The organism is Streptomyces aquilus, assembly GCF_003955715.1.
Taxonomy (GTDB): domain Bacteria; phylum Actinomycetota; class Actinomycetes; order Streptomycetales; family Streptomycetaceae; genus Streptomyces; species Streptomyces aquilus.
Map to the genome: position 1 here is coordinate 2,283,278 of NZ_CP034463.1, position 20,350 is coordinate 2,303,627.

Consider the following 20,350-nt stretch of genomic DNA (forward strand, 5'->3'; position numbering starts at 1 on the left):
ACTATACGCAGCGATGCACGTTTATGCAATCTTGGCGAGGTCCCCCCGGGAGGCGGGACGCGCCGCGGGCTCAAGGGTGCGCCGTCGTCGCACCACTCCCACGACCGCGAGGAGCAGGACGGTCCCGAACGCCACTCCCCCGACCGTCATCCCCAGCCGCAAGCCAGGTGGCCGGAAAGTACAGGTGAGCGCGTTCGAAGTGCCGTCGAGCGGCACGGAAATCAGCCCGTGGTAATTCCCCGCCGGTGCGGGGGCGGAATTTCCGGTGGCGCAGCGCCAGCCGGCGATCCGAGGGGCCGCGACGATCGCGATTCCCTTGCTGCCTGCCGGGAGCTCCGCCCGGATCGTGCCGTCCGAGACCGTCACCTTCGTCGCGCCGGTGGTCTTGAGCCGCTGGACGACGGTGCGCAGCTTGCCGGTGTCCAGGCAGCCGACCGCGCCGACCGGAATCCTGCCCGGGCGGTGGGCGGACAGCGCGATGGTCAGCCGCCCGGACGGCGGGACCGTGCCGAGCGGCTCCAGGGCGGCGCGCTTGCTCGCGTCGGACCGGAAGCGGGCGGCCGGTCCCGGAGCACCGGCGAGCTGGGCCGTGCCCGCGAAGCGCGGGGCCCAGAGGTACACCTCGCTGCCCGCCGGGCACCGGGCGCTGACGGCCTCGGCGCTCACGTCGAGCCGGGGCACGGTGTAGACGCGGGCGCCGAGCAGCAGTTCCTGGTTGCGGTACGGCGACGGCCCGAAGGCAGGTGCGGCGGTGGCCGTGGGCCGTACGGTCACCAGGGGCGGCACGTCCTGACGGGAGACGGTCGGCCGGGCGTCGGGCTCGGGGTCCCGGCTCTGGTGCGGGTCCGGGGGTGAGTGCACCCGGGCGCCGACGGAGAAGATCACGTCCGTGACGGCGTTGTCCAGGCTCTGGAGGCTGCGGCCGCCCGAGGTCCAGCCGCCGCCGAGGGCGGTGAGCGTGCGCAGGAGCACGTCGGAGGTGTGGCTGCTGTAGTACTGGGCGCCCTGGCCGCCGACGAGCATCGGGTCGTTGGCGACGGTCTGCTCGCGGCCCGGGTCGGTGCGGTAGCGGGGCCAGCCGTCGGCCCGCGCGATCGCCTCCGCCTGCCACTGCTGCCGGTCGCCCCAGGGCGCGTAGTCGTCCAGGTGCGCGAGCCGCAGCCGGGAGGCCACGGCGGAGGTGGCGACGGTCTCGCCGAACTGGGCGCCGAGAAGCAGCACGACGGCGACCGCGACGGGCGCGGTACGACGGGCTCCGACGGGAAGACGCCGGTCACCTGTGGGGAGCAGGCGCCGGGCCCGGTCGCCGAGAGGCTTCCAGTCACCCGTCCCGCCGGCCATGCCCAGCAGCGTCAGCCCGCCCAGCGCGCCCGCCGTGGCCAGGAGCAGCACCGGCCAGGCGACCTGGCGGACCAGGTCGCTGCCCGCGGCGACGGCCACGATCAGGGCGAGGACACCCGTGGCCGCGCCCAGCGCCCGCGGCGCCGGCACACCGTACGAGAGCGTGTGCCAGGCGGCCATCACCAGCAGCGCGCACACCACGAAGGCCTGCCGGTACGGGCTGCCCTGCGGGGCGGCGAAGGCGTGCCAGAGCAGATGGGTCGGGCCCCACTGCATCGACAGCGTCACGCCGGCCACCAGCAGCGTCCATCCGGCACGCACCGGCCGGGGAGCCGCCCGGTGGAAGGGCAGGGCGAGGGCGAGCAGCAGGGCCGTGGTGCCGACGAAGAGCGCCGGGGAGCCGAAGCTGTACGTCGTCGGCAGCAGCCGGGCCAGCAGGTCCTCGGCGCCCACCGGCTTGAACTCCGTGAACCGGCCGGGAGAGGCGTGTTGGGTGCCGAAGTAGATCACCGTCACGAGGGGCGCGGCCAAGCCGACCCCGAGCGCCACGGTGAGCCCGGCCCGGCCCGCCACCGCCGCCTTCCGGCGCGACGGGAGACCGCACAGGGCCAGCCTCAGGAGGAGCACGAGACCGGCGGCGAGGGTGGCCATGTACGCCGTGTAGAAGTTGGCGATCCAGACCGCCGTCACGACCAGCACACCGAGGAGCGGTCGTCGCTGGTGCAGAATCCATTCGCCGGCCAGGCACAGCAGCGGCAGCGCGATGAGGCCGTCGAGCCACATGAGGTTGTAGACGGCCGCCGCCACGGTCCACCCGCACAGGGCGTACGACGCTCCCAGCAGCCCCGCCGCCCACCAGCGCCCGGGGCGCAGCGCGAGCAGCAGCCAGGCCATGACGGCGGCGGCGCACGCGACCTTCAGGACGGTGATCACATAGACCGCGAGGTCGATCTCGTCCCGCGGGAACACCGCCACGAGCAGCGCGAAGGGGCTGGTGAGGTAGGTGCCCAGGTCGGGCAGGAAGCTGCTGCCGTACCCGGACTGCCAGTTGACGAGGAGGCCGCCGTCGGCGCGGCCGTGCAGCAGGTCCCACAGGTGGGCGTGTAAGGGCACGTACTGGTTGCCGAGGTCGTTGACCGTGCGGGTGCGGGGGCCGAAGGGGTAGCTGCGGGCGACGACGTCGGCGGCGCAGAACATGACGACGGTGACCAGCGCCGCGAGCCCGGCCGCGGCCCGCCGAGGTCCCCGAATACCGCTGTGCAATTCGATCCCCCCGTCCGGGGGTCCATCCCCCGCCTTTAATTCCGTGCGCCCTTTTAGACAGAGGAGGAATCCGGCGGGTTGTGCGTCCACCGAAAGTGGCGGAATGAATTCCAGCTTATTCGGAGGTTAAGGGCGGGTGCGCGCGACGGGAGTCCACTCCAGGCTCTACGGTCTTGTGCATGACTGACGGACGATCCGACATGAGCGGCAGCACCACCCGTGAGGAGCGTTTCGCGCAGGGCCTGAAGGTGCTGCGGAGCGTCGACGGCGAGATCGGGCAGCGGGTCATCGACTCGCTCGCCGACATCAACCCCGAGATGGGCCACCAGATCGTCGCCTGGGGCTTCGGCGAGATCTACTCCCGTCCCGAACTCCAGCCCAGGGACCGCCAGTTGGTCACGCTGGGCATGCTCACCGCACTCGGTGGCTGCGAGCCGCAGCTGGAGGTGCACATCAACGCGGCGCTGAACGTGGGCCTGACGCCCCAGCAGATCGTCGAGGCGCTGCTGCACTCCGCCGGTTACTGCGGATTCCCGCGCGCCCTGAACGCCACGTTCGTCGCGAAGAAGGTCTTCGACGAGCGTGGGCTGCTGCCGGTCGGCCGGCAGCAGCCCACGCCCGGTGAGAATCCGCCTACTTCCGCTTGATCCGCAGGAACGTGACGGAGTTCGCCGGGAAGGTGTACGTGAACTCGCCGGCGACCCCGTCGAACGTGGACCGCACCGGTGCGACCGGCGTCTCGGTCTCGGTGTTCACCGCGTTCGCGTCGGCCGTCAGCGTGGTGACCCGCGCCGTGGACGCGACCTTCGCGCCGCCGAGGTCGATCGCCGTACGGGCCGCGTCGGCCTGGGCGTTGACGACCTTGACGATCAGGTCACCGGTCTTGTCGTCCTGGGTGACGACCTGGCGGAACGGCTCGGCCGGCTTGTCGTCGGTGAAGCCGCCCCACTCCTGGCCGTCGAGGTACAGGGTGACCTGGCGGCCGCGCACCTTGACGTCGATGTCGTAGGTGCGGCCCGTCTCGATCGTGCCGGGCTTGGAGATCAGCGTGGACTTGCCGCCGTCCACGGCCTGTTCGACGGCGGACTGGGTGTTGTTCCAGCCGCCGAGGTTCCACCAGTAGTAGTTGCCGGTGTCCTTGACGCCGAAGGCGACGAGGAAGCCCTCCTTGCCGGACTTCTTCGTGGCCTTCACCTTCAGGTCGTAGTCGTGCCAGCTCGGGTCACCGGCCGACACCATGGTGTTCTCGGCGGCGACGTCGGTCTGCACGTACTGGCCGTCCTGGATGCTCCAGCTGCCGCCGCCGGTGTGCGTCCACTGCGAGGCGTCCCCGGAGAAGTCGTCGCTCAGCAGGGCGTTGCCGTCGGCGTCCGTGACGCGGACGTCGTCGTAGGCCGCGCTGGTCGCCCAGGTGGACAGGCCGACGGCGCCGGTGAGGGGGCCGGTGAGCGCGGGGGTGCCGGTGGCGGTCGACGGGACGACGCGGTCGCCGACGTTGTTCATGAACAGCTTCTGGACCTCGTAGTTGGCCGAGTTCCAGGCCGCGTGGTTGTTGAACCAGATGAGGTCCGGCCGCCACTGGACGTAGTCCTCGTTGGCGAACAGCGGGGCGTACGAGGCCAGTTTGACGACGTCCGCGTTGCGCTCCAGGCCGGTCATGTACGCCGCCTCGGCGAGACCGTTCTTGAACGCGTTGCCCCACGAGGCGTATTCACCGAGGAAGACCTTCGGGCCGTTCCGGTCGTAGGAATCGTAGCGGTCGTTGTTCTGAAGGAACCACTGGGTGCTGTTGTAGTAGTGCTCGTCGACCATGTCGACCTTGGCGTCCTTGTTGAGCTTCCACGCCGTGTCGAAGGTCGTACCGGCGTCGTCCGGGCCGGAGTTGGAGATGACCGTGATGTCGGGGTACTTGGCCTCGATGGCGGCGCGGAACTGCTTGAACCGGGCGAAGAACGCCTCGGGGAGGTTCTCCTCGTTGCCGACCTCGATGTGGGTGAGGTGGAAGGGCTGGGGGTGGCCCATCCGGGCGCGCTTGCCGCCCCACTCGCTCGTCACGGGGCCGTTGGCGAACTCGATGAGGTCCAGGGTGTCCTGGATGTGCCGCTTGAGCAGCGCCTCGTCGTCGACGGCCTTGTCCTGGCCGCAGCCGGTCACCAGCGCGGGGACGACGGGCAGCGGCATGGCGCCGATGTCCTCGGAGAGGCGGAAGTACTCGTAGTAGCCGAGACCGTAACTCTGGTTGTAGCCCCAGAAGTTGGCGTTGGTGGCGCGCTCCTCGACCGGGCCGACGGTGTCCTTCCACTGGTACGACCGCTTGCGCTGGTAGCCGGAGGCCTCGCTGTAGTCCTCCATGGAGCCGGTGTTGACCAGGCAGCCGCCGGGGAAGCGCACGAAGCCGGGGTGAAGGGCCTCGATCTTCTCGGCGAGGTCCTTGCGCAGGCCGTTGGGCTCGTTGCGGTAGGTGTCGCGCGGGAAGAGGGACACCATGTCGAGCGCGGCCGCGGCGGTCGAGCCGACGGTGAGGCGGCCTGCGCTGCTGGTGCGGGTCGCGGTGAAGGTGGCCTTGTACTTGGCCCAGCCGCTCTTCGTCACGGCCACCCGGCGGGCGGTCGCGAGGCTGCCGTCGGCGTCCTGGAGGGTGACCGTGAGGGTCGTGCCGGCCGCGGCGCGGGCCCACACCGAGAAGTCGTACCGCTTGCCCTTCTGGACGCTGATGCCGGTGTTGTAACCCGCGTTGGTGACCGACGAACCGGCGCCCAGGGAGAGGTAGGCGCGGTTGCGGGCGTTGAGGCGTCCGGCGTCGTTCACGACCCGGCCGGTGCCGTCGACCGTCCAGGAGGTGAGGGGCGTGTACGACGTGTTGTCGTCGGTGGAGTACTCGAAGGACCGGTTCTGCACGAGCTCGGCGTACAGACCGCCGTCGGCGGCCCGGTTGATGTCCTCGAAGAAGACGCCGTACATCGTGTCGTCGATCCGCGCGCCCTTGGCGGTGGGGTCGACGGTGATGGCGTAGTCGGTGGTGTCCTCGGCGTGGGCGGGGGCGGGGATGAGGCCGGCCGCCACCAGGAGGGCGGTGGCGGTGATGCCGTATCTCCAGCGGGTGCGTGACATGAATACTCCGCGGCTCGACAGGGGGAGTCGTTCAGGCAAGTTCGAGATGTTCGAGATATCAAACGTTGATCAGTACTGCGAACGGCAAGATAGGGAGAGGGTTCGAAGAGCGTCAACGGGTCGCGCGATACCGAAAGTGTCGAAAGGGAGGGGCCGATGGGCGAGTTCTGGCCGGTACCGGACGTGCTGACCTTCCTGGCCGGGAGCTGGCGGGCGGAGCGGACCGTGCGGGATCTGGCGAGCGGGGCGGCGGGCACCTTCTCCGGTACGACGGTTTTCGGCCCGTGGGCGGAGGACGGCCTCCTGCATCACGAGTCGGGCACCTTCACCTGGCTCGGCGTCCCGCGCCCCGCCGAGCGGACGCTGCGGTTCCTGCCGGGCGGACGGCCGGGCACGGCGGACGTCCGCTTCGCCGACGGCCGGCCCTTCCACGACCTGGACCTGACGACCGGTCGGCATGTCGCCGACCATCTGTGCTCGGCGGACCTCTACCGCGGCGAGTTCAGCGTCCTGGACGCGGACCACTGGCGGACGGCGTGGCGGGTGGGCGGCCCCGCCAAGGACCTGGTGCTGACCACCGACTACGCCCGCGAGGGCTGAACCGGCTACGTCCGGGGGAGCTCAACCGACTACGCCCGCGCCGACGCCGCGTCGAAGCGCAGGTTCCAGCGGCCGGCGTGACCGGTGAGGGTGGTGGTCGACAGAGGGCGGACGTCGATGTTCCAGTACGTCGACGGAGGCGCCTTCAGGGCGTACACCAACGCCGCCCGGACCACCGAGGGTTCGGCGACGGCGACGATCCGGCCGCCGTCCGCCACCGGCCGGGTGTCGAGCCAGCCGCCGACACGCGTGACGAACGACAGCAGCGACTCGCCGCCGTGCGGGACGCCGCTCGGGTCGGCGAGCCAGGCGTCCACCGCCTCCGGCTCCCGCGCCATCGCCTCGCCCAGCGTCAGTCCGCGCCAGCGGCCCATGTCACAGTCCCGCAGCGCCAGTTGCACGAGCGGGGCGTAGCCGAGGGCATCGCCGGTGGCGCGGCTGCGCGGGGTCGGCGAGCAGTAGCGCAGCTCGGCCGCGGACAGGGGCAGCAGCTCCTGCGCGGAGCGCTGCACCTCGTCCCAGCCGGCCTGATCGAGGGGCCGGTCGTCCTCGAACCGCTCCGCGAGCAGCGGGGAGCTGCGGGCGGCGGCGACGAATGTGACCCGGAGTGCCATGCGGTGATGGTGAGTGGAGAAAGTGCGCAGGTCAAGGGGCGTTACCCGGGAGTTACGCAGGGTCGGTAAACCCTCACACCGAGGTCGGGACGGGTCGGACAAGTCACCTGAAACGATGGGCCCTAGTACAGGTACGCCATCCACTGGTCCGGCTGGGCGAGCGGCGCGAACCCGGCCTTCTCGTAGACGCCGTGCGCGTCGTGGGTGGCGAGCAGGATGCGCCGCAGCCCGTCCTCCCGCAGGTGCTCGCGCACCGCCTCGACCAGCGAGGTCCCGATCCCCTTCCCGCGCACGGACGGGTCGACGTACACATCGCACAGCCACCCGAAGGTGGCCCGGTCGGTGATCACCCGGGCGTACGCCACCTGCTCCCCCGAAGCGGTGTCGTACACCCCGAAGTTCAGCGAGCCGGCGATGGCCCGGTCCTGCTTCTCCCGGGACCGGCCGAGTGCCCAGTAGGCGTCCTCGGACAGCCAGCGATGCACCCGCTCGGCGTCGATGCGGTCGGGGTCGGTGGAGATCTCGTAGCCGGTGGCGAGGTCGCTCATGCCGGGATCCTCGCAGGGGTCGGCGGCCGGGCGCGAACGGTTTCCCGCGCTCCCCTACAGCACCTCGTCACAGGCCGTACGAAGTCGTCGTACCCCCTCCGCGATCTCCCCCGCCCCCGCGACCGCCGCGAAGCTCAGCCGGATGTGTCCGGCGGGGGGTTCGGCGCTGAAGTAGGGGCGGCCCGGGGTGAGGGCGACGCCGGCGCGCAGGGCCGCGGCCGTGAGGGCGGGCTCGGGGAGGGCCTCGGGCAGGCGGAGCCAGAGGTGGTAGCCGCCGGACGGGACGTGGGGCAGCGCCAGTTCGGGGAGGTGCAGGCGCAGGGCCGCGGTCATGGTGTCGCGGCGGGCTCTCAGGTCCGCGGAGATCGACCGGAGATGGCGGGGCCAGGCCGGTGAGCCGACCAGTTCCAGGGCCGCCTCCTGGAGGGGGCGCGGCACGAAGAAGGTGTCGACGATCTGGATGGCGCGCAGGCGTTCCAGGACCGGGCCCCGGGCGGCGAGCGCGCAGACACGGAAGCTCGGTGAGGTCGCCTTCGTCAGCGAGCAGACGTGGACGACGACCCCGTCGGCGTCCTCGGCGGCCAGCGGGCGCGGGAGTTCACCGGCGTCCTCGTGCACGAGCCGTCGTACGAAGTCGTCCTCGACGACGAACGCGCCCGCCTCGCGCGCGATCCGCAGCACCTCGCCCCGGCGTTCGGGGGCCAGTACCGCGCCGGTCGGGTTCTGGAAGAGGGGCTGGCAGACGAACACCCGGGCGCCGGTGGCCCGGAAGGCGTCCGCGAGCAGTTCGGGGCGCACTCCGTCCGCGTCCACCGGGACCGGCACCGGGCGCAGGCCCGCCGCCCGCGCGATCGCCAGCATGCCGGGATACGTGGGCGATTCGACCAGCACCGGCGCCCCCGGCGGCGCCAGGGCGCGCAGCGCGATCGTCAGCGCCGACTGGCCGCCCGCGGCGATCAGCACCTCGGCCGCGGTCACCGCCCCGCCGATGCTCCGCGCGAACCACTCCCGCAGCTCCACCAGCCCCTCCATCGGCGGCCGGCCCCACGCCCCGGGACGCCGTGAAGCGCGGGACAGCGCGGCGGCGAGGGCCTGCTCGGGCTGGAGGGAGGGGTGCAGATAGCCGCCGGTGAACTCGATGACACCGGGCGGCGGGGCGGCGAGCGAGACGACGACCCCGGAGGCGTCCACCGAGCGCGGCACGAGGTCCGTGGACGCGTCGGCGCTCAGGGCCACCTCCTGCCAGGAGGTGTCACCGGCGGGAGCGGGCGTCGTCCGGGGCCGGCTGCGGAACGCCCCGGCGCCGGGGCGGGTCACCACCAGCCCCTCCGCGGCCAGCTGGGCCAGGGCGCGGGAGACGGTCACCGGGCTCACCCGGTACCGCTCCACGAGGGCCCGGCTCGACGGGAGCTTTCCACCCGGCGAGTAGCGGTCGAGCTCCTGCCGCAGGCGTTCCGCCAGTTCACCGACGCTGCTACGCTCTTGCATGAGAGTACAGAGTAGCGCTACCGGCCCGGCCACGATAGCGGTCGACACCGGGACATCTCAGCTGGCCCAGGCGTCCCAGGAGCCGTCCCGGGCGACCGGCACCCTCCTCGCCGCGCTCGGCGTCGTCGCCTTCTCCCTCACCTTCCCCGCGACCGCGTGGGGCCTGGAGGGCTTCGGGCCGTGGTCGCTGGTCGCCGTGCGGTCGGTGCTCGCGGCGCTGATCGCCGGGGCCTGTCTGCTGGCCCTGCGCGTCCCCCTGCCGGACCGGCGGCACCGGGCCGGGCTCGCGGTCGTCGCCGCCGGGGTCGTCGTCGGCTTCCCGCTGCTCACCACCCTCGCGCTGCGGACCTCCACCACCGCGCACGCCGCCGTCGTGGTGGGTCTGCTCCCCCTCACCACGGCCCTGTTCTCCGCCGTGCGCATGGGCACCCGCCCGTCCCGCACCTTCTGGACGGCCGCCCTCGCCGGCGCCGCCGCGGTGATCGCCTTCACCGTCCAGCAGAGCGGCGGCGCCCTCACCACCGCCGACCTCTACCTCTTCGCCGCCCTGCTGGTCTGCGCCGCCGGCTACACCGAGGGCGGCCGGCTGGCCGGGGTCATGCCGGGCTGGCAGGTCATCGGCTGGGCGCTGGTGCTGTGCCTGCCGTTCACCCTGCCCGCCGCCGTGGTGGCGTTGTCGTACGAGCCCGTCCATCCGACCCTCCACAGCGTGAGCGGTCTGCTCTGGGTCGCGGCGGGCTCGCAGTTCCTCGGTCTGGTCGTCTGGTACCGCGGCATGGCGACGATCGGCATCCCCAAGGCCAGCCAGTTGCAGTTGGCCCAGCCCCTGCTCACACTGGTGTGGTCGGTGCTGCTGCTCGGCGAGCACCTGACGGTGGCCGCCCCGCTGACCGCCGCGGCGGTGCTGGTGTGCATCGCCGTCACGCAGCGGGCGCGCGGCTGAGGGCGGGAACGCACCGGTTCCCACCGGGTCCTCGCGCCGTAGACTCAAGGCCACGGACCGCTGCTCCCGTACACGGTGAGGAGGCCCCGAAGATGCGTGCAACCGTGGGCGACCAGCTCGTCCAGCACGGCAGGGTGGTCGGACAGCACGACAAGGTCGGCGAGATCGTCGAGGTCATGGGACAGGGCGGCAACCCCCCGTACCGCGTCCGTTTCGAGGACGGGCACGAGGGCGTGTGCTCACCCGGCCCCGACACCGAGATCCGGCACCGGCAGCAGACCTCCCGGTAGCCCGGCGCGAGCGGCCGACCTGGTACATGGCACAGGCTCTCAGCGCGGAGGCTGTGCCGGTTCCTGGTAGTGGTCGGCGACCACCCGCGTCATGGCCCCGATCGGATCCGCCGCGACCTCGCGCGCGGCGAAGAAGACATGCCCGCGCACCTGAACCTGGTCGGACGCGAGCGCGAGGTGCTTCGACAGTTCGGCGGGGTCCTGCCAGGCAGCGGGCTGCGCCGGGTCGCCGGCCTTGTAGAGGGCCTCGCCCACGTACAGCTTCGTGCTGCTGCCCCGCGCCTGCTGCGCCCACCAGGGCACGAGCTTGGCGTAGTCGGCGACGGAGAAGCCGATGTTCCAGTAGATCTGCGGGACGATGTAGTCGATCCAGCCCTCCCGCACCCATTTACGGGTGTCGGCGAAGACGTCGTCGTATGCCTGCATCGCCTTGGTGTCGGAGCCGAGCGGGTCGGTGGAGGCGTTGCGCCACACGCCGAAGGGACTGATCCCGAACTGGGTGGTCGGCCGGATCTGCTTGATCCTCGCGGCCATCTCCAGGACCAGCTTGTCGATGTTGCCGCGCCGCCAGTCCCCGCGGGTGTCGAAGCCGCCGCCGTAGGCGTCGAAGGCCGCGTCGTCGTCGAAGGTCTGGCCCGCGACCGGATACGGGTAGAAGTAGTCGTCGAAGTGGACCGCGTCCACCGGGTACTTGTGCACCGCGTCGAGGATCGCCTTCTCCACGAAGGCGCGGACCTCGGGCAGTCCGGGGTTGTAGTACATCCTGCCGCCGTACGTCACCACCCACTCCGGGTGCACTCGGGCGGGATGGGAGGCGACGAGCTTCGTGGGGTCGGTGTGGTTGGCGATCCGGTACGGGTTGAACCAGGCGTGCAGTTCCAGACCGCGGGCATGGGCCTCCTCGACCGCCGTGCCGAGCGGGTCCCAGCCGGGGGCCTTGCCCTGGGAGCCGGTGAGGACCTGCGACCAGGGTTCGTACGGCGAGGGCCACAGCGCGTCGGCCGTCGGCCGCACCTGAAGCATCACCGCGTTCAGCCGGCGCTCCACCGCCCGGTCGAGCAGCTTGATCAGTTCGGCCCGCTGCTGTGCGGCGCTCAGCCCCGCCTTCGAGGGCCAGTCGCGGTTGGCGACGCTCGCCACCCACACGCCCCGCATCTCACCGGGCCCCCGGCGCCGCGGGGAGTCCGATCCGCCCGCCATCGCCGCGCCCGCCGCCACCGCGCCGCCGCCCGCCACGAGCGCCGACAGGGCGGTCACCGCGAACGCCCGCCTCGACAGCGGCGACTTCCGATGCATCCTCACTCGTACCTCCGTGCACGTTCCGTCCAGCGGCAGCCTCCCATGCGGACCCCGGGCATTCGATCAACGATCGCCGAAGGGAACGTGCAGGTTTCGGGCAGGCACCGGATCGCCATGCCCGCCCCTGCGCACCCCACGGGAGCAGCGATCCGCTCGACCTCCGGCGGACCCGGCGTCGAGCACGGCCGACCCGGCCGATCGATCATCGATACTTTCCAGTAACGTGCACGGATGGAGCAGGCAGCGAACCACGCGGGTCCTGCCGGATTCGTAGATCTGCGAAGGGGACGATGTGACGGACATCCCGGCGGGAGACATTGCGCGCGTCGGAGTGGTGGGCTGCGGCCAGATGGGAGCGGGCATCGCCGAGGTGTGCGCCCGCTCCGGACTGGACGTGAAGGTCGCCGAGACCACCGGTGAGGCCCTGGAGATCGGCCGGACCCGGCTGCTGAACTCCCTGGCGAAGGCCGCCGAGCGCGGCAAGATCAGCGAGGAGGAGCGGGACGCCGCGCTGGCCCGGCTCTCCTTCACCACCGACCTCGGCGAGTTCGCCGACCGCGACCTGGTCATCGAGGCCGTCGTGGAGAACGAGCAGGTGAAGACCGAGATCTTCCAGGTGCTCGACCAGGTCGTGACCCGCCCGGACGCGATCCTCGCCTCCAACACCTCCTCCATCCCCCTGGTGAAGCTGGCGGTCGCCACCTCGCGGCCCGACCAGGTCATCGGCATCCACTTCTTCAACCCCGCCCCGGTGCAGAAGCTCGTCGAGCTGATCCCGGCGCTCACCACCTCCGAGGGCACGATCAGCCGCGCCCAGGGCTTCGCCGAGAAGCTGCTCGGCAAGCACGCGATCCGGGCGCAGGACCGCTCCGGCTTCGTGGTGAACGCCCTGCTGGTGCCGTACCTCCTGTCCGCGATCCGGATGTTCGAGTCGGGCATCGCGGGCCGCGAGGACATCGACAACGGCATGGAGATGGGCTGCGCCCACCCGATGGGCCCGCTGAAGCTGTCCGACCTGATCGGCCTGGACACCATCGTCTCGATCGCCAACTCGATGTACGAGGAGTACAAGGAGCCGCTGTACGCCGCTCCCCCGCTGCTCCAGCGCATGGTCGACGCCGGCCGCCTCGGCCGCAAGACCGGTTCCGGCTTCTACACCTACGGCTGACGGATCCCGGCCAGGTGCACAGTGCCCGTTTCAGGGTGCTGATTACACAGTGCGACGAACACGGGCCCGGCACTCTGCGGAGCGCCGGGCCCGCCGTATTCACACACCGTGTGCGCGGTGGGCACGCATATGCCCGTCGCACACGCTCCCCACGCGCCCACCAGGGGGGTTGACTCTTCATGCGCATGCAAGGGATGTGATGACTACGGAAAGGAGCGGAACAGTGACCGCCGACCCGGAGCATCCCGTGGTCCATGGAGAACTCGCAGAGTTACGCCGCCGCCTCGACGTCGCGTACGCGCGTGTCGAGGGAGGGCTCGCACTGCTGAGTCATCGCACGGAGGAGACGGACAAGGAACTCGACGACCTGAGTTCACGGATCGTCGCGCTGGAGCACGCCCGTTGGCCGCTGCCCGCGGTCGCGGCCGTCACGGCCGTGGGCGCGCTCATCGTCGCGGTCTGGCAGGCCCTCGGGCACTAGGGACCAGGACGTGGTGGGGGATCAGGGCAAGACGTCCTGCCCGAGCCTGAGATGGTGCAGCAGCAGTAGCGCGGCCGCCATGTTGGCGGCCGGGACCTCACCGCGGGCGACCATGTCGGGGACGAGCTTGAGGGGGACCCATTCCCGGCGGTCCGACTCGAAGTCGTCCACGGGGTGTCCGACGTACTCGCCCTCGTCGGCCCAGTAGATGTGGTGCCGGGCGTCGGTGAGGCCGTTGGACGGTTCCACGCTCATGAGGTGGTGCAGCGGGCCCGGCCGCCAGCCGGTCTCTTCCTCGAGTTCCCTGGCGGCCGCGCTCGCGATGTCCTCACCGTCCTCGACGACGCCCGCGGCCAGTTCCCACCCCCAGCTGTCGGTGATGAAGCGGTGGCGCCACAGGAGCAGGACCTCGTTGGCCTCGTTCACCACCGTGGCCACGGCGACGGGCCGCAGCCGTATCAGAAAGTGATCCAGATGCCGCCCGTCCGGCAGTTCCACATCTGCCAGGTTGACGGTGAACCAGCGGTTTGCATACACAGTTTGTTCGTACTGTTTCGTCCACTGCACGGTTCTGCCACCTTCCGTCGAGTAAGTGGCAATATCGCAGCAGGGACTGTGGCTGTCCGCGTTCGGGAACCCGCCTACAGCGGTACGCGCAGTGCTCCGTCGATGAGTTCGGCTGCCTCGGCCGTGCCCGCGCAGCCGCTGCGGACCAGATGCTCGCGCACCGCCCGGAGTCTGTCGCGCAGTCGCTGGGACTCCATTCCGCGGGCCTGCTCGGCCATCTGCACCGCGGTGGCCACCGCTTTGTCGGCGTTGCCCCGACGCAGTTCGATCGTGCTGAGCATCGCCAGCCGGTGCACCCGGCCGCGGTCGTGGGCCGGGTTGTCCACGGCCGCCGCGGCATGCTCGCCCGCGGCCACCAGTTCACCGAGGCTGAGCAGCGCCTCCGCCACCTGGACGTTGACCAACCCCGGCTGGACATAGCCCGTTTCGTCGGGCTCGTATCCACGCCGGATGCGTTCGGCGGCCTGCTCGGCACGCCGGATGCAGGACAGCGCGCTCGTACCGTCACCGAGGTGCGCGTACGCCTTCGCCTGCATCGCGTACAGGTCGGAGGCGAGGGCGGGGGTGATGTGCTTGCCGGCGGCGCGCAGCGCGGCCTCCGCGAAGGCGACGGCCTGCCGGTGCTCGCGCATGAACAGCGCCTGGTTGACGAGCAGCGCGATGATGTAGGCGCCGAGTCCCCGGTCCCCGCTGGCCTTCGCCAGCCGCAGCGCCTGGTGGAAGTACCGCTGCGCGAGGCCGTGCGCGTCGGAGTCGTACGCGCAGATCCCCGCGATCGCCACCAACCCGCCCGTGGCCCGGTGCAGTTGGCGGCCGGTGGCGTCGGTGTAGCTGCCGCGCAGTAACGGCGCCGCCTCGGCGTTCAGGAACCCGACGATCCGGGTACGGGTCGCGATGCCGCCCGCCTTGCGGTACATCTGCTCGTAGTGCGTCCGCGCCGCCCGCAGCATCTCCAGGTCACCGGCGGTCACCCGATGCCGGCCGCCCCGCGACACGTCCACGTCCTCGGGCGGGTTCTCCCACTCCCACACCGGCATGACGGCGGGCGTGCCGGTGACCGCGGGGGCGCCCAGGATGTGCGGGCGCTGCTGCTCGTCGGAGCGCCACAGGGCGGTGGCCCGCTCCACGAACCCGGACAGCGAGGTGGTGTGCGGGGTGGCGGGCTCGCCGGGGACACCGAGGCCGATGTCGTCGAGCGTGACCGTGCGGTGCAGCCGGCCGGCGAGCACCTCGCAGATCAGGTCGGGCACCTGGCCGCGGGGCCGCTGCCCCTTCAACCAGCGTGCCACGGCGGTGTGTTCGTACCGGAGCGCGAGCCCGCGCGCCCGTCCCGCCTGGTTCACGTGTGCGGCCAACCCCGCGTGCGAGATCCCCGCCTCGTCCAGGATCGCGTCGAGCAGAGTATTGGGCTGCATATATGCCCCCCGGGTGGCTCGGTGCCGTCAGAGTAGTAGGTGTGCCTTCACACGGGGTGTGAACGGAGTGCTCGAATCCGCAGCGTGCGCGCACTGTCGCGGAGAGTTTCCACCCGGTTGACTGAAATGCCTCGCAAGAGGCCGGCCGGGCCGCCGGCTCCCCCTCGTACAGTGCGGCGGCCCGATTCCGCGCCGTCCGCCCAGCTGCCTGCCCGACACTCCGTGGCGGGGCGGACGGCTGCCGCCGGCTTGGCCGAGCGGCTGAACGCCGTTGGACTCAAAGGTGCGTTGTCGGCTGTGGGTGTGTTGTGGCTGGTCGCGCAGTTCCCCGCGCCCCTGAGCGGCATCTGTGTGGGCGGTCGTTCTGTAGGACCAGTAAGGCGACGTCGTCCTTCGGGGTTCCCGCGTGGCGTAGAAGGGCCGTGAAGACCGAGCCCAGTAGGGACCGCGGGGGCTGGTCGGCGGCTTTCCTCAGGGCCTCCGGCAGGGAGAAGAACCGGCCATGCGCGTCCCGCGCGTCCTCGGCCCCGTCGGTGTGGAGGACGAGGGTCTCGCCCGGGAGCAGATGGCCGCAGGGCACCTCGGGCAGGTGGGGCGGCAGTGGGAACGGCCCGAGCGGAGGGAGGGGATCCGCTCGGGTGAGGGGGGCCACCTGGGGGCCGCTGAGGAGATACGGCCAGGGGTGACCGCAGTTCAGCGCGTACAGCGTCCCGTCCTGACGGATCTCCAGGAGCAGTACGGTGACGAACTCCTCGGCGACCGGGTGCTCCGGCTCCGCCCCGCTGGACGGGTGCTCGGCGCGGGCCCGCTCGCGCAGATGCCGGGCGTGCGCCCGCTCCAGCCGCCGCAGGACACAGCCGAGTTCGGCCTCGTCGTGCACGGCCTCACGGAAGCTGCCCAGGACGGCGGCGGCCGTGCTGATGGCCGCGAGCCCGTGCCCACGGACGTCGCCCATGACCGCGCGCACCCCGTGCTCGGTGGCGATGACCTCGTAGAGATCGCCGCCGACGGACGCGCCGCGGTCGGCCGACAGCTGGGCGGCGGCGACGTTCAGCCCGTCGATCCTCGGGGGCAGCGGCCGCAGCAGCGCGCTCTGCGCGACCCCGGCGACCTGCCGGATCTGCCGCAGCTCACGCACCAGCGCCTTGCGGACGTGGAGTATCAGCCCGGTGCCGACCGCGAAGAAGACGGCACTGGTGGCGAGCCGCGCCTCGAACCCGGTCTGCTGGGCGAGCGGACAGGTCATCTTGTACGAGATCGCCACGGCACCCCACGCGGTGGGCAGCCCCAGCGCGAGCACCTTGCGGGGAACCCGACCCCTGATACGGATCATGCCGATGGCCCCCCATATAGGCCCAGACAGCAGAATCGGACCGACCCCGAAAGGCCGGTCCGATTCTGTCGACACATGGCCCGTATGGACCAGATCACCTGGAGTTCTCACTCAAACGAGTGAGGTAACGGATTTCTCAGCCGCGCAGGACGGCTCCGGTCCGCTCCCCCGCCAGGGCCACCGCGGCATCCCGCGCGGCCGAGGCCTCGTCCACGGTCAGCGTCCGGTCACCGGCCCGGAACCGCAGCGCGTAGGCCAGCGACTTCTTGCCGTCACCCAGCTGCTCCGCGCTCTCGTACACGTCGAACAGCCGAATGGCCTCCAGCAGGGCACCCGCACCCTCCCGCAGTGCCGCCTCGACGTCCGCGTGCGGTACGAACCTGTCCACGACGAGCGCCACGTCCTGCGTCGCCACCGGGAACGTGGAGATGGCCGGTGCCTGGGGCGTGTCGTCGCCGACGGCCTCCAGCGCGTCCAGGTCCAGCTCCATCGCACAGGTACGGGCGGGCAGACCGAAGGCCTTCACCACGCGCGGGTGCAGCTCACCGGCGTGACCGACGACCTTCTCGGCACCGTCCGCCACGACCACGAGCTCGGCGCACCGGCCCGGATGCCACGGTCCGTACTGACCGCCACGGACGACCAGCTCGACCCCGGCCTCCCGGGCGACCGCCCGCGCCGCCTCGACGGCGTCGGCCCAGTCGGCCGGACGGCCCTTGCCCCACCAGCCGGCCTGCTCGCGCGCCCCGGCGAGGACCGCGGCGACATGGCGCGGCTGCTCGGGCAGCGCGGCGTTCAGGTCGGCGATCTCCTCGTCGGTGGGACGCCGGTCCACCGGCAGGGCGGCGGCGACCTGCTGCTCGGCACGCGGCAGGAACACCAGCCCCGTCTCGAAGAGCGCCAGGTCGTGCGAGCCCCGGCCGTCATTGCGCCGCAGCGCACCGAGCAGCCCCGGCAGCAGCGTCGTACGGAGCGCGGGCTCCTCGTCGTTGAGCGGGTTGGTCAGCTTCACGACGCGGCGGGCCGAGTCGTCGGCCTCCAGGAGGAGCTGGTCGAAGACCTGCTCGCCGATGAAGGGGTAGTTCGGCGCCTCGACGTACCCGGCACCGGCCAGCGCCCGGCCGACACGGCGGTGCAGCCGCTGCCGGTGGGTGAGGCCGCGGCCCGACGGGGGCTTGGGCAGGGTGGAGGGCAGGTTCTCGTAGCCCTCCAGGCGGATGACCTCTTCGGCGAGGTCGTTGACCTCGGTGAGGTCGGGACGCCAGGACGGCACGGTGACGATCAGCTCGTCCTGCCCGTACACGTCACAGCCGACCTGCTGGAGACGGCGTACGACGGTCTCGCGGCCGTACTCCACACCCGCCACCTTGTCCGGATGGTCGGCCGGGACGGTGATGGTGTGCGGCGCGGACGGCGCGACGACCTCGGTGACCCCGGCGTCGGCGGTGCCGCCCGCGAGGAGCACGAGGAGGTCGACCGTGCGCTGTGCGGCAGCGGCGGCGGCCGCGGGGTCGACACCGCGCTCGAAGCGGCGGGACGCCTCGGAGGACAGCTTGTGGCGGCGGGCCGTACGGGCGATCGACACCGCGTCGAAGTGCGCGGCCTCGATGACGACGTCGGTGGTGCCCTCGCCCTCCTCGTGGTCCGCGATCTCCGTGTTGGCGCCGCCCATCACGCCGGCGAGGCCGATCGGGCCGCGGTCGTCGGTGATGACGAGGTCCTCGGAGTGCAGCTTCCGCTTGGCGCCGTCGAGGGTGACGATCTCCTCGCCCTCGCCGGCCCGGCGGACCCCGATGGTGCCCTGGACCAGCTTGCGGTCGTAGGCGTGCAGCGGCTGGCCGAGCTCCATCATCACGTAGTTGGTGATGTCGACGGCCAGCGAGATCGGGCGCATGCCGACCTTCTGGAGGCGGCGCTTGAGCCAGATCGGGGACCGGGCCTCGGGGCTGAGGCCGCTGACCGTACGGGCCGTGAAGCGGTCGCAGCCGAACGGGTCGGAGACCTGGACCGGGTAGCCGTAGGCGTTGGGGCCCGGGACGTCGAGGAGGGCCGGGTCGCGCAGCGGCAGGCCGTAGGCGATGGCGGTCTCGCGGGCGACGCCGCGGATGGACAGGCAGTCGCCGCGGTTGGCGGTGACGGCGATGTCCAGGACCTCGTCGACCAGTTCCAGGAGCTCGATGGCGTCCTTGCCGACCTCGGTCTCCGGCGGCAGCACGATGATGCCCTTGGTGCCGTCGTCGCCCATGCCCAGCTCGTCGCTGGAGCAGATCATGCCGTGGGACGTCCTGCCGTAGGTCTTGCGGGCGGAGATGGCGAAGCCGCCGGGCAGTTCGGCGCCCGGGAGCACGACGACGACCTTGTCGCCGACGGCGAAGTTGCGGGCGCCGCAGACGATCTCCTGGGGCTCACCGGTGCCGTTGGCGGTGCCGACGTTCACCGTGCAGAACCGGATCGGCTTCTTGAAGCCCTCCAGCTCCTCGATGGTCAGCACCTGGCCGACGACCAGGGGGCCCTTGAGGCCGTCGCCGAGCTGCTCGACGGTCTCCACCTCGAGGCCTGCCGAAATGAGCTTGGCCTGGACGTCACGCCCGGTCTCCGTCGCCGGCAGGTCGACGTACTCCCGCAGCCAAGAAAGCGGGACCCGCATCAGATCTCCATCCCGAACGGCCGGGTGAACCGGACGTCACCCTCGACCATGTCTCGCATGTCTTCGACGTTGTGGCGGAACATCAGCATCCGTTCGATGCCGAACCCGAAGGCGAATCCGCTGTACTTCTCGGGGTCGACGCCACAGGCGGTGAGCACCTTGGGGTTGACCATGCCGCAGCCGCCGAGCTCGATCCAGCCCTCGGAGGAGCAGGTGCGGCAGGGGCGGTCGGGGTTGCCGACGGACTCGCCGCGGCAGACGTAGCAGACCATGTCCATCTCGGCGGACGGCTCGGTGAAGGGGAAGAAGTTCGGCCGCAGCCGGGTCTTCATACCCTCGCCGAACAGGGCCTGGACCATGTGGTCCATGGTGCCCTTGAGGTCGGCCATGGTGAGGCCCTCGTCGACGGCCAGCAGCTCGACCTGGCGGAAGACCGGGGTGTGGGTCGCGTCCAGCTCGTCGGTGCGGTACACGACGCCGGGGCAGATCACGTACACCGGCAGCTCACGGCTGAGCAGCGAGCGGATCTGCACGGGCGAGGTGTGGGTGCGCAGCACGACGCCGGACTCGGTGCCGCCCTCGGGGCCCTGCACGAAGAAGGTGTCGGCCTCGCCGCGGGCCGGGTGGTCCGGGCCGATGTTGAGGGCGTCGAAGTTGAACCACTCCGCCTCGACCTGCGGGCCCTCGGCGACCTCGTAGCCCATGGCCACGAAGACGTCCTCGATGCGCTCGGACAGGGTGGTGAGCGGGTGGCGGGCGCCGGCCGGTACGCGGTCGTACGGCAGCGTGACGTCCACCGACTCCTCGACCAGCACGCGCGCGTCGCGCTCGGCCTCCAGCTCGGCCTGGCGGCCGGCGAGCGCCTTGTTCACCGCGCCGCGGGCCTGGCCGACGAGCTTTCCGGCGGCGGCCTTCGCGTGCGGGGGCAGGGCGCCGATCTCGCGGTTGGCGAGGGCCAGCGGCGAGGTGCCGCCGGTATGGGCGACCTTGGCCTCCTGGAGCGCGTCGAGGGAGTCCGCGGCGGCGAAGGCGGCGAGCGCCTCGTCCCGCATGCGCTCGATCTCTTCCGGTTTCAAGGCCTCGACCTCTACAGGGTCGTACGACTTATTCGGTGCCGACATCTCTTCCCGTGCTTCCGATTGGCTGGCTGAAGGTCCCCTAGACCGGCGCTCAGGGCCGTGCGCAGGACACAAAGGTGCCAAAGGCCGAGTCTAACGGGGTGGACGTAGACGAATGCGCCCG

At 71.4% G+C, this 20,350-nt stretch carries 17 protein-coding genes; 6 read left to right on the forward strand and 11 right to left on the reverse strand.

The window, feature by feature from the left end; all coding sequences use genetic code 11:
• Window positions 1–21: 21 nt before the first annotated feature.
• Window positions 22–2,604 carry a YfhO family protein gene (locus EJC51_RS10555; RefSeq protein WP_425276786.1) on the reverse strand — a complete coding sequence of 861 codons (2,583 nt, stop codon included), beginning with the start codon at window positions 2,602–2,604 and terminating at the stop codon, window positions 22–24.
• A 200-nt stretch (window positions 2,605–2,804) separates the two neighbouring features.
• Between EJC51_RS10555 and EJC51_RS10560 the strand changes: the two genes are divergently transcribed.
• The gene (locus tag EJC51_RS10560) at window positions 2,805–3,251 is read left to right on the forward strand and encodes a carboxymuconolactone decarboxylase family protein (protein WP_126276900.1); all 447 of its coding nucleotides are present in this window, start codon (window positions 2,805–2,807) and stop codon (window positions 3,249–3,251) included.
• Here the strand turns inward: EJC51_RS10560 and EJC51_RS10565 are convergent.
• Window positions 3,238–5,715: an alpha-L-arabinofuranosidase C-terminal domain-containing protein gene (locus EJC51_RS10565; RefSeq protein ID WP_126270826.1), complete on the reverse strand. Its 2,478-nt coding sequence runs from the start codon at window positions 5,713–5,715 to the stop codon at window positions 3,238–3,240. The genes EJC51_RS10560 and EJC51_RS10565 overlap by 14 nt on opposite strands.
• 156 nt (window positions 5,716–5,871) lie before the next feature.
• On the opposite strand from EJC51_RS10565, the gene EJC51_RS10570 reads away from it, so the two are divergent.
• A complete protein-coding gene (locus EJC51_RS10570) occupies window positions 5,872–6,315 on the forward strand; it encodes a DUF6314 family protein (protein WP_126270827.1) in 444 nt (147 codons plus the stop codon).
• Between the two features lie 29 nt (window positions 6,316–6,344).
• Here the strand turns inward: EJC51_RS10570 and EJC51_RS10575 are convergent, their stop codons facing one another.
• The 3 genes from EJC51_RS10575 to EJC51_RS10585 all read right to left on the reverse strand — a co-directional run bounded on the left by EJC51_RS10575 (window position 6,345) and on the right by EJC51_RS10585 (window position 8,965).
• Window positions 6,345–6,929, reverse strand: a complete 585-nt coding sequence (locus EJC51_RS10575) for a histidine phosphatase family protein (protein ID WP_126270828.1) — start codon at window positions 6,927–6,929, stop codon at window positions 6,345–6,347.
• 122 nt (window positions 6,930–7,051) lie between these two features.
• Complete coding sequence (locus EJC51_RS10580; RefSeq protein WP_126270829.1) at window positions 7,052–7,477, reverse strand: GNAT family N-acetyltransferase; 426 nt, start codon at window positions 7,475–7,477, stop codon at window positions 7,052–7,054.
• Between the two features lie 54 nt (window positions 7,478–7,531).
• Window positions 7,532–8,965, reverse strand: a complete 1,434-nt coding sequence (locus EJC51_RS10585) for an aminotransferase-like domain-containing protein (protein WP_126270830.1) — start codon at window positions 8,963–8,965, stop codon at window positions 7,532–7,534.
• Between EJC51_RS10585 and EJC51_RS10590 the strand changes: the two genes are divergently transcribed.
• Both EJC51_RS10590 and EJC51_RS10595 read left to right on the forward strand, forming a co-directional pair.
• Window positions 8,964–9,908 carry a DMT family transporter gene (locus EJC51_RS10590; RefSeq protein ID WP_126270831.1) on the forward strand — a complete coding sequence of 315 codons (945 nt, stop codon included), beginning with the start codon at window positions 8,964–8,966 and terminating at the stop codon, window positions 9,906–9,908. The two genes, EJC51_RS10585 and EJC51_RS10590, sit on opposite strands and share 2 nt — an antisense overlap.
• Before the next feature lie 92 nt (window positions 9,909–10,000).
• A complete protein-coding gene (locus EJC51_RS10595) occupies window positions 10,001–10,198 on the forward strand; it encodes a DUF1918 domain-containing protein (protein ID WP_097261681.1) in 198 nt (65 codons plus the stop codon).
• A 39-nt stretch (window positions 10,199–10,237) separates the two neighbouring features.
• Here EJC51_RS10595 and EJC51_RS10600 read toward each other — a convergent pair whose 3' ends face one another.
• Window positions 10,238–11,494, reverse strand: coding sequence for a glycoside hydrolase family 10-like protein (locus EJC51_RS10600; RefSeq protein WP_208870818.1), 1,257 nt, complete (start codon window positions 11,492–11,494; stop codon window positions 10,238–10,240).
• 295 nt (window positions 11,495–11,789) lie between these two features.
• Between EJC51_RS10600 and EJC51_RS10605 the strand changes: the two genes are divergently transcribed.
• Window positions 11,790–12,665, forward strand: coding sequence for a 3-hydroxybutyryl-CoA dehydrogenase (locus tag EJC51_RS10605; RefSeq protein ID WP_126270832.1), 876 nt, complete (start codon window positions 11,790–11,792; stop codon window positions 12,663–12,665).
• 223 nt (window positions 12,666–12,888) lie between these two features.
• Window positions 12,889–13,146, forward strand: coding sequence for a hypothetical protein (locus EJC51_RS10610; protein ID WP_097261686.1), 258 nt, complete (start codon window positions 12,889–12,891; stop codon window positions 13,144–13,146).
• 21 nt (window positions 13,147–13,167) lie between these two features.
• Here EJC51_RS10610 and EJC51_RS10615 read toward each other — a convergent pair whose 3' ends face one another.
• From EJC51_RS10615 to pheS, 5 genes are all read right to left on the reverse strand, one after another.
• Complete coding sequence (locus tag EJC51_RS10615) at window positions 13,168–13,713, reverse strand: NUDIX hydrolase (protein ID WP_126270833.1); 546 nt, start codon at window positions 13,711–13,713, stop codon at window positions 13,168–13,170.
• 74 nt (window positions 13,714–13,787) lie between these two features.
• On the reverse strand, window positions 13,788–15,128 hold the full coding sequence (locus EJC51_RS10620) for an NsdA family TPR-like regulatory protein (protein WP_126270834.1): 1,341 nt from the start codon (window positions 15,126–15,128) through the stop codon (window positions 13,788–13,790).
• A 277-nt stretch (window positions 15,129–15,405) separates the two neighbouring features.
• On the reverse strand, window positions 15,406–16,461 hold the full coding sequence (locus tag EJC51_RS10625) for a PP2C family protein-serine/threonine phosphatase (protein WP_126270835.1): 1,056 nt from the start codon (window positions 16,459–16,461) through the stop codon (window positions 15,406–15,408).
• A gap of 136 nt (window positions 16,462–16,597) precedes the next feature.
• Window positions 16,598–19,108 (reverse strand): phenylalanine--tRNA ligase subunit beta, encoded by a 2,511-nt coding sequence (gene pheT, locus EJC51_RS10630; RefSeq protein WP_126270836.1) that lies wholly within the window; start codon window positions 19,106–19,108, stop codon window positions 16,598–16,600.
• Window positions 19,108–20,229, reverse strand: a complete 1,122-nt coding sequence (gene pheS, locus EJC51_RS10635; RefSeq protein WP_079309919.1) for a phenylalanine--tRNA ligase subunit alpha — start codon at window positions 20,227–20,229, stop codon at window positions 19,108–19,110. The genes pheT and pheS overlap by 1 nt, the downstream gene beginning before the upstream one ends.
• Window positions 20,230–20,350 lie beyond the last annotated feature (121 nt).

Excerpts from the sequence above, each read along its gene's own strand:
- EJC51_RS10560 (WP_126276900.1), top strand. The coding sequence starts at position 2,805 with ATGAGCGGCAGCACCACCCGTGAGGAGCGTTTCGCGCAGGGCCTGAAG.
- EJC51_RS10565 (WP_126270826.1), bottom strand. The coding sequence starts at position 5,715 with ATGTCACGCACCCGCTGGAGATACGGCATCACCGCCACCGCCCTCCTG.
- EJC51_RS10570 (WP_126270827.1), top strand. The coding sequence starts at position 5,872 with ATGGGCGAGTTCTGGCCGGTACCGGACGTGCTGACCTTCCTGGCCGGG.
- EJC51_RS10575 (WP_126270828.1), bottom strand. The coding sequence starts at position 6,929 with ATGGCACTCCGGGTCACATTCGTCGCCGCCGCCCGCAGCTCCCCGCTG.
- EJC51_RS10580 (WP_126270829.1), bottom strand. The coding sequence starts at position 7,477 with ATGAGCGACCTCGCCACCGGCTACGAGATCTCCACCGACCCCGACCGC.
- EJC51_RS10590 (WP_126270831.1), top strand. The coding sequence starts at position 8,964 with ATGAGAGTACAGAGTAGCGCTACCGGCCCGGCCACGATAGCGGTCGAC.
- EJC51_RS10585 (WP_126270830.1), bottom strand. The coding sequence starts at position 8,965 with ATGCAAGAGCGTAGCAGCGTCGGTGAACTGGCGGAACGCCTGCGGCAG.
- EJC51_RS10595 (WP_097261681.1), top strand. The coding sequence starts at position 10,001 with ATGCGTGCAACCGTGGGCGACCAGCTCGTCCAGCACGGCAGGGTGGTC.
- EJC51_RS10600 (WP_208870818.1), bottom strand. The coding sequence starts at position 11,494 with ATGCATCGGAAGTCGCCGCTGTCGAGGCGGGCGTTCGCGGTGACCGCC.
- EJC51_RS10620 (WP_126270834.1), bottom strand. The coding sequence starts at position 15,128 with ATGCAGCCCAATACTCTGCTCGACGCGATCCTGGACGAGGCGGGGATC.
- EJC51_RS10625 (WP_126270835.1), bottom strand. The coding sequence starts at position 16,461 with ATGATCCGTATCAGGGGTCGGGTTCCCCGCAAGGTGCTCGCGCTGGGG.
- pheT (WP_126270836.1), bottom strand. The coding sequence starts at position 19,108 with ATGCGGGTCCCGCTTTCTTGGCTGCGGGAGTACGTCGACCTGCCGGCG.
- pheS (WP_079309919.1), bottom strand. The coding sequence starts at position 20,229 with ATGTCGGCACCGAATAAGTCGTACGACCCTGTAGAGGTCGAGGCCTTG.